The organism is Cytobacillus praedii, assembly GCF_001439605.1.
Taxonomy (GTDB): Bacteria; Bacillota; Bacilli; order Bacillales; family Cytobacillaceae; genus Cytobacillus; species Cytobacillus praedii.
In genome coordinates this window covers 1-1,198 of the sequence record NZ_LMBX01000061.1, presented here as the reverse complement: position 1 = coordinate 1,198, position 1,198 = coordinate 1, and the positions used below count along the sequence as shown (strand labels likewise).

The following is a 1,198-nucleotide window of genomic DNA, read 5'->3' as shown; positions in this document are numbered from 1 at the left end:
CCTGCCAGATATGGCGTATCACCACTTTTTGATGGTCCTTACTCTGTGTACACTGCTCCAAAAAAGGACAAGTCGCACAAATCTGCTTGGGTGATTTGTACTCACGATATCCCTCTTTCGTCGTGGTCGAGTAAGTTAAAATCTCACCAGCTGGGCAAATGTAACAATCAAAATGTTCATCATAAACATATTCGTGCTTCCGGAAGAATCCATCTTTTGTACGTGGTCTAGTATAAGGTAAGGCAGGTGTCATTTCGTGATCAATTAAGTATTTTGTGATGGCAGGTGTTTTATAGGCTGCGTCTGCCGCAACAGCTTCAGGTTTCCCGACTTTCTCAATTACTTGTTCAACTAAAGGCTCTAGGATCACGCTATCATGAGTATTACCCGGTGTCACAATGGTTCCCAATACAAAACCGTTACGATCAGAGGCCGCATGAAAAGAATAAGCAAATTGTTTTGTACGTTCATCTTTGACATAGTACCCACTCTCAGGATCAGTGGTACTCTCTTTGATTTCCTTCGTTTCTTCTTTTTCAAACTTATCTGGAGGGAATGGCTTCTTTCCATGATCTTCACGGTCTTGATTTATTTCATTTTGAAGTTGGTTTTGATATGCTCGTGTTTCTTTACGAACCACTTTCTTCTCGAATTTATGCTTATTAGCACTAGCCTTTACGTGTGTTGAGTCTATAAAAATGTGTTCAGCACTAATTAATTTTTTCTCAGCCGCAGTTTTTAGGATTCGATAGAAAATCTGTTCAAATAAATTGGTATCTTTGAAGCGACGTTCATAGTTCTTTCCGAATGTAGAAAAATGAGGAACTTTATCATAGAATCCATAACCTAAAAACCAACGGTAGGCCATATTTGTTTTTAATTCTTCAATTGTTTGACGCATCGAGCGAATGCCGAAGGTATATTGAATAAAGGTAAGTTTAATTAGAATTACTGGATCAATACTTGGGCGACCTACTTCAGAGTATGTATCCTTCACCAAATCATAAATGAATGAGAAATCGATAGCCGCCTCGATTTTTCGGACTAAATGATTCTCAGGTACCAACTGATCTAAAGCAATCATTTCAACCTGATCACGTTGGATAGAATTATGTTTCGAAAGCATCTTTATCACCTCAAGTATTGTTCTATTTCTATTTTAAAACAAAAAAGACTGTAGGCAAACTCGATTTTCATC

At 37.9% G+C, this 1,198-nt stretch carries 1 protein-coding gene; it reads right to left on the bottom strand.

Annotation, left to right across the window (positions count from 1 at the left end; genetic code table 11):
• A partial coding sequence (locus tag ASU02_RS25415; RefSeq protein ID WP_057768472.1) for an IS1182 family transposase occupies positions 1-1,126 on the bottom strand: 1,126 nt, incomplete at its 3' end.
• Positions 1,127-1,198 lie beyond the last annotated feature (72 nt).